The sequence below is a fragment of the Microbacterium sp. P2_F9 genome (assembly GCF_056403635.1).
Window position 1 is genome coordinate 23822 of the sequence record NZ_JBFUFC010000024.1, and the last position, 7191, is coordinate 31012.

Annotated in this window: 6 protein-coding genes; 1 reads left to right on the forward strand and 5 read right to left on the reverse strand. The window is 67.0% G+C overall.

Annotation, left to right across the window (positions count from 1 at the left end):
• From arfA to AC1DVT_RS04360, 5 genes are all read right to left on the reverse strand, one after another.
• Entirely contained in the window at positions 1-1512 is a 1512-nt protein-coding gene (gene arfA, locus AC1DVT_RS04340) for an arabinosylfuranosidase ArfA (protein WP_477386819.1), read from the reverse strand.
• A gap of 64 nt (positions 1513-1576) precedes the next feature.
• The gene (locus tag AC1DVT_RS04345) at positions 1577-2494 is read right to left on the reverse strand and encodes a carbohydrate ABC transporter permease (RefSeq protein WP_457100643.1); all 918 of its coding nucleotides are present in this window, start codon (positions 2492-2494) and stop codon (positions 1577-1579) included.
• Positions 2491-3441 carry a carbohydrate ABC transporter permease gene (locus AC1DVT_RS04350; RefSeq protein WP_477386822.1) on the reverse strand — a complete coding sequence of 317 codons (951 nt, stop codon included), beginning with the start codon at positions 3439-3441 and terminating at the stop codon, positions 2491-2493. Before AC1DVT_RS04350 ends, AC1DVT_RS04345 begins: the two co-directional genes overlap by 4 nt.
• Before the next feature lie 70 nt (positions 3442-3511).
• Positions 3512-4876, reverse strand: coding sequence for an ABC transporter substrate-binding protein (locus AC1DVT_RS04355; RefSeq protein WP_457100641.1), 1365 nt, complete (start codon positions 4874-4876; stop codon positions 3512-3514).
• Positions 4877-5090: 214 nt separating this feature from the next.
• Entirely contained in the window at positions 5091-6104 is a 1014-nt protein-coding gene (locus AC1DVT_RS04360) for a LacI family DNA-binding transcriptional regulator (RefSeq protein ID WP_477386824.1), read from the reverse strand.
• A gap of 158 nt (positions 6105-6262) precedes the next feature.
• Between AC1DVT_RS04360 and galE the strand changes: the two genes are divergently transcribed.
• Positions 6263-7191: UDP-glucose 4-epimerase GalE (gene galE, locus AC1DVT_RS04365; protein ID WP_477386826.1), on the forward strand; the 929-nt coding region annotated here is incomplete at its 3' end.

Sequence of the window (7191 nt, forward strand, 5' to 3'; positions counted from 1 at the left end):
TCAGCCGAGCGAGATCGCCGTCCACGACACCGGCGGCAGGGTCACGGTGAGTCGGTTGCCGTCGAGGACGGCGGACTCGTTCGCCTTCAGCCCGACCCGCTCCGGGTTCTCCAGCGTGTTCGCGGCGGAGCGGTCGTCGTCCCAGAGCGAGAGGGCCTCCCGCACCGAGAGGCCGTCGAGCGCCGAGATGTCGACGGTGACCTCGTGGGCCTCGGTCTGGTCGCGGTTCACCAGGAAGAGGGCTGTGGCCCGGGTCTCGGGGTCATGGGTGGCCACGGCATCCAGCAGCGGCACTTCGCCGTAGACCTCGGTCGTGTAGGTCGGCGACTCGAGGCGCACCTCGAGCGAGTGCCCCACCGCGAGGCGCGAGGTCGTGGCGAACGGGAAGAAGGTGGTCTGCTTCCACGCGATGCCGCCGGGCTCGGTCATGATCGGGGCGATGACGTTGACGAGCTGGGCGAGCGAGGCGCTCGTCACCCGGTCGGCGTGTTTGAGCAGCGAGATCATGAGGTTGCCGAAGACGACGGCATCCGCCACCGAGTAGGCGTCTTCGAGCAGCCGGGGCGCGACCGGCCAGTTCTCGACGCCCTCGATCTTGTCGACGCCGTGGTAGCGGTCGATGTACCAGACGTTCCACTCGTCGAACGAGATGTCGATCTTCTTCGTGCTGCCCTTGACCGCGCCGACGTGGTCGGCGGTGGCGATGACCGTCTCGATGAAGCCATCCATGTCGACGGCCGAGGCGAGGAAGCCGCCGAGGTCGCCACCCTTCTCCTCGTAGTACGCGTGGCAGGAGATGTAGTCGACGTCCTCATAGGTGTGGTGCAGCACGACCCGCTCCCACTCGCCGAAGGTCGGCATGTGGGCGCTGGAGGATCCGCACACCACGAGCTCGAGCCCGGGGTCGACCTGGCGCAGCGCCTTGGCCGTCTGCGACGCGATCTTGCCGTAGTCGTCGGCTGAGCGATGGCCGAGCTGCCATGGGCCGTCCATCTCGTTGCCGAGGCACCACATGCGCACGTCGAACGGCTCGGTGCGCCCGTTGGCCACGCGGCGGTCGGACAGCGCCGTGCCGCCCGTGATGTTCGAGTACTCGAGCAAGTCGAGCGCCTCGAGCGTGCCGCGCGTGCCGAGGTTCACGGCGAGCATGAGCTCGCTGCCGACCTTGTCGAGCCACGAGGAGAACTCGTGCAGGCCTACCTCGTTGGTCTCGGTCGAGTGCCAGGCGAGGTCGAGGCGGCGGGGTCGCTCCGCGCGCGGTCCGACGCTGTCCTCCCAGCGGAAGCCGGAGACGAAGTTGCCGCCCGGGTAGCGGATGGCCGAGACGCCCAGTTCGCTGACAAGCTCGATGACGTCCTCGCGGAAGCCCTCGGCATCCGCGGTGGGGTGCCCTGGTTCGTAGATGCCGTCGTAGACGCACCGACCCAGGTGCTCGACGAAGGAGCCGAAGAGGCGGCGGTTGATCGGTCCGACCGCGAAGCGGGGATCGATGGTGAGGCGTGCGGAATGCATGGAAAATCCTTCGTGTCCGAAATCGGTACGGGTGTTCGAGGGTGAAAGGCGGGGCGACCGGGGGCTATTTGAGACTTCCGATGGCGAGTCCGCCCTGCCAGTACCGCTGCATGGCGAGGAACGCGATCACCAGCGGCACGATCGAGACGAGCGAGCCGATGATGATGAGGCTCCAGAGCGAGGTCCCGCCGCCGTTGTTGGCTGCGGCGAGGCTCTGCCACTGGTTGATGCCGACCGTGACCGGGAACAGCAGGTTGTTCTGCAGCATGGCGAGCGGCAGGAAGAAGTTGTTCCAGGTGGCGACGATCGACAGCAGGAGCACCGTCACGATCGCCGGCCGCATGAGCGGCACCGCGACCTGCAGGAAGATGCGCAGCTCGCCCGCCCCGTCGACACGTGCCGCGTCGAGCAGTTCGTCGGGCACGGCGTCGCGGGCGAACACCATCATCAGGTACACACCGAACGGGTTCAGCAGCGAAGGCAGGATGACCGCCCACACGGTATTGGTGAGGTGGAACTGCGACAGCATGATGAACGTCGGGATGACGAGTGCGGTGAGGGGCACCATCACCGAGCCGAGCAGGATCGCGAAGGTGACCTCGCGGCCCTTGAACGCGAACTTCGCGAACCCGTAGCCGGCGAGCACGGCGAGCACCGTGGCTCCCACGCCGCCGGTGATGGCGTAGAAGGCGGAGTTGCCGATCCACCGCAGGTAGATGCCGCCGTTGTAGGTGAACAGCTGCCGCAGGTTGCCGATGTAGTCGATCGAATCCGCGAACCACAGCGCGTTCCCGCCGCCGAACAGGCCGGACGCATTCTTCGACGCGTTGATGATGATCCAGAAGAACGGCACCAGGAAGTAGATGAGCAGGATGCCGAGGACGAGGTGGGCTCCGAAGTGACGCGGTTTCGGCGCACGACGATACCCGTTGGGGGCGAGCGGCTCGGTGGTTTCCGTGGTGCCGGTGGTGGCGGTGGTCATTGCAGGAACCCTCCTCCGCGCTTGCGCGTCGCGATCAGGAAGATGTAGACGCAGATGAAGACGACGATTCCGAGGGCGAACGAGATCGCCGAGCCGTAGTTGAAGTTGGCGAGCGCGAACGCCTGCTGGTAGGCGTACATGTTCGGGGTGAAGTCGGGGCCGATCGATCCGGCCGCCAGGAACTTGAGCATCGTCGGCTCGTTGAAGAACTGCAGCGTGCCGATGAGGGCGAACACCAGGATCAGCACGAGCGAGTTGGCGATCATCGGCACCTTGATGCGCACGGCGATCTGCCAGGCGTTGGCGCCGTCGATGCGGGCCGCCTCGTAGATGGTCGGATCGATCCCTCGCAGGGCGGCGTAGAGGATGATCATGTAGTACCCGGCCCATTGCCAGGTGACGACATTGAGCAGCCCGAAGAAGATGAGGCCCTGACTCAGGAAGTCGGGCGCGGTGAGGCCGAAGGCGCCGAAGATGTCGCCGAGCGGCCCGAAGTTCTTGCTGTAGAGGAAGCCCCACATCAGAGCGCCGATGACGGCGGGGATCGCATAGGGCAGGAAGACCATGAGCCGCGCGAATCGCGTGAACCACGTGGTCACCGCGTCGAGGATGAGCGCGATCGCCAGCGAGATGAGCATCTGCAGCGGGATCAGCACGATCGAGAAGCGGATGACGAACCACACGCCGTTGAGGAAGTGCTCGTCTGTGAACGCCTTGAGGTAGTTGTCGAACAAGACGAACTGCGTGCCCCCGATGAGGGCCTTCTTGAACAGCGACAGATAGAACGCATAGATGAGCGGAGCGACGAGGAAGATGGCGAAGACGATGGCGAACGGTGCGACGAACGCCCAGCCGATCAGCGAGTGGCGTCGTCGCGCTCGCGCGATGTTCGCCCGCTCCTTCGGTGGCTTCGATGGCGCCGTTGGCGCGAGAGTGGTGGAGGCCATGGTGGGTTCCTAGCTGTGGTGTGGCGGGGGGCCGGCCGCCCGAAGGTGACCGACCCCCAACCGACGACGACTACTCGGTGACGGTGAAGCCCTGCTCTGTGGCGTAGTCGACGAGCTTCTTCTGAAGATCGTCGGCCGCCTGGGAACCGGACTTCTCACCGTTGTTGATCGCGGCGAGCTCCTCGGTGAACGAGGCGTAGTAGAACGAGCCGAACGGGCTGTAGGTGAAGCCCTCGTAGGCGTCCGCCGCGGGGACGTACACCTCCTTGTTCGCCTGCTGTCCGTTGAAGAACCCGACCTCCGCGTCCACGAACTCGTCCGACGTGAGGACGTTGTTGTTGAGCGGGAAGATGATCTGGTTCTGCCAGCCATCGGCCAGCGAAGCGTCGTCGGCGTAGATGCCGAGCGCGACCTTCGCGGCCAGCTCCGGCTGCTTCGACTGGCTGGTCACCGAGAAGGCGGAGCCGCCCCAGTTGACCGAGACGGGGTTCGCGGTGTCCCACTGCGGGAGCGGAGCGACGGCGAACTTGCCGGCGTCGTCACCCTCACCGACGCCTGCGCCGGTGAGGTAGCCGGGCGCCCAGGCCGCCGAGACGTAGGTGGCGTAGTCGCCGCCGACGACCCCGGAGATGTACTCGGGCGTGAACTGGTCCTGCGTGCCGACGAGGCCCTTCTCGACGAGGCCCGCCCAGTAGTCGAGCACCTCCTTGGAAGCGTCGTCGTTGACCTTGATGCCGATCTCCTCAGGAGTGGCCGGGTCGTAGGTGAAGGGCGTGGCGCCGTTCTGGATGGTGAGCGCCATGAACACGGCAGGCACGTTGGCGCCGACGTCGCCGAAGAGGGGCCCGCCGGCGTCCTTGACCTTCTGCGCTGCGGCCTCGTACTCGGCCCACGTGGTGGGCGGGGTGATGCCGTACTGCTCGAAGACGTCGGTGCGGTAGATCATGCCCATCGGGCCGCCGTCGACCGGAGCGCCGTACACGGCGTCGCCGACCGAGACGTCTTTCCAGGCGCCGGCGCTGAAGTTGTCTTTGACATCGGCGACGCCGAAGTCGGAGATGTCGACGAGCGCCTCCTGCACCACGTAGTTCGGGATGCGGTCCGCCTCGAGCATGATGACGTCGGGCGCGCCGGTGCCGGCGGAGATCGCGGTCTGGAACTTGTCGTACTCGTCGTTGCCCTGGCCGACGTTGGTCCAGCAGGCCTGGACCTCGTCGCTGCCCGCGTTGAAGTTGTCGACGACCTTGTCCATGTTGGGGTACCAGCCCCAGACCGACACGGTGGGGAGGTCGGTCTTCGTGATCTTGTTGGTGCAGCTGGCGGCGTCGCCGCCGCCGCCGTCCGTGCTGGTGCTGCTGGTGTCGGCGCTGCAGCCGGACATCAGCAAGGTGATCGCCATGGCCGATGCGGCCGCGAGCGCGAGCTTGTTGTTCACTGTGCTCGGTTCCCTTCGGGTGTGTGAGGAGGACTTCTCTGTCGGTGCGCCACCCAGAAGGCCGGACGTCGTGAGTGATTTCGGACAGGGGCTTCTGCGCCCCATCTCGATCACCCTCGACCGTCGACCCTTATCTTCCGGCTGACTTACAACGTTGTAAAGTAAACGTTGTAAATGGCATCATGCCGGGATCGCGGGACACTGTCAAGCGTCGTTACCGAGTTGCCGTCGACTCGCGCTCGATGATCCGGAACTGCGCGAGGTGCAGCCGAGGGGCGCCTACCGCATCCGGGCTTTCGATTCGCTCCATCAGCGATCGGACGGCGACCTCGGCGATCTCGGCGCGTCCGGGGTCGACTGTGGTCAGACTCGGGAGCGAGTACATCGCCTCGTCCAGGGCGTCGAACCCGATGACGGACACGTCATGCGGGATCCGGTAGCCGGCCTCCTGCAGCACCCGCATCGCGCCCAGGGCGAGGGTGTCGTTCAGTCCGAACACCGCGTCGAACGGGGCCTCTCGGGCCAGCAGCTCGCGCATCGCGATGGCGCCGTTCGAGCGGTGCCACAGGGTCGTGTGCACGATGATCCGTTCGTCGAACGGGATGCCGGCTGCCTCGAGCGCCTCGAGATACCCGCGGAGGCGGAGTCCCGCCGATCCGACCACCTCGCCCTCGTGCGCGCCGATGACCGCGATCCGGCGGCGGCCGCGCGCGATGAGATGCTCGGTCGCCGCCCGCGCCGCCTCGATGTTGCGCATCGTCACGTGATCGGTCGGGCCCTCGAAGATGCGCTCGCCCAGCAGCACGAGCGGATACGACACGTCGAGGCGTGCCACATCATCCATGCCCATGCCGAGCGGGCTGAAGATGAGCCCGTCGGTCATCTTGCGCTGCGCGCTGGCCAGCAGCTGCAGCTCGCGCTCGCGGTCACCGCCGGTGTGCTCGATGATGACGACCTGCCCCACGCGCTCGGCAGCGCGGATCACGGAGTCGGCGAGTTCGGCGAAGTAGCTGAGGCTCAGCTCCGGCAGGGCGAGGGCGATGGCTCCGGTGCGCCCCGAGCGCAGGCTGCGCGCGGAGAGGTTCGGCTGGTAGCCCAGCTCGTCGATCGCCACATTCACCCGCGCCCGGGTGGCCGGGCGCACATGCGGGTAGTCGTTGATGACGTTCGAGACCGTCTTGATCGACACGCCGGCAGCGCGGGCGACATCGTGCAGCGTCACCGACATGACCACTCCTCCCCCAACGCCTCCCGACTCTACAACGTTGTAGAAGACGCAGGATCGTCTCCGGACATCATGGCGGGCAGACCCTGGGTCGCGCCATCTCGCAGAGCCGAGGCATCCCTGATTCGAAGTCTCGCGAGGCACCCGGGCAGAATGGGGACATGTCCTGGCTTGTGACCGGCGGCGCCGGCTATATCGGAGCGCACGTCGTGCGCGCCCTCGCGAAAGCCGGCCTGACGCCGGTCGTGATCGACGACCTCTCCAGCGGGCACGCCTCGTTCGTGCCCGACGGAGTGCCGCTGGTGCGCGGCACGATCCTCGACCGCGACCTCGTGGAGCAGACGCTGCGCGAGCATCGCGCGGTCGGCGTGATCCACGTGGCCGGGTACAAGTACGCCGGCGTCTCGGTCACGCGTCCGCTGCACACCTACGCGCAGAACGTCGAGGGCACCAGGGTGGTGCTCGAGGCGATGCAGGCGGCGGATGTCGCGAACATCGTGTTCTCGTCGTCCGCGGCCGTGTACRGCACGCCCGATGTGCCGCTCGTCACCGAGGATCTCCCGAAGCGCCCCGCCTCGCCCTACGGCGAGTCGAAGCTGATCGGCGAGTGGCTGCTGCGCGATCAGGCGACCGCGACGGCGGAGTCGGGGCATCCGCTGCGTCACACCTCGCTGCGCTACTTCAACGTCGTCGGCTCGGGCGATCCCACGGTCTACGACACGAGCCCGCACAACCTCTTCCCGCTCGTCTTCGAGGCGCTGATCGAGGGCCGCACGCCTCGCATCAACGGCGACGACTACGACACCGCGGACGGCACGAACGTGCGCGACTACGTCCACGTCGCCGACATCGCGGCAGCCCACGTCGTCGCGGCGCAGCGGCTCGCGGGCGGCGACCCAGTCGAGTCCGCCTACAACCTCGGTTCGGGCGACGGTCTCTCGGTGCGCCAGATCATGGACGCGATGGCCCGCGTCACCGGGGTCGACTTCACCCCCGAGATCGCGGCGCGACGCGCCGGCGACCCCGACCGGATCGTCGCCACCGGCGAGCTCGCCGCGCGCGACCTCGACTGGGCGAACCGGTACTCGGT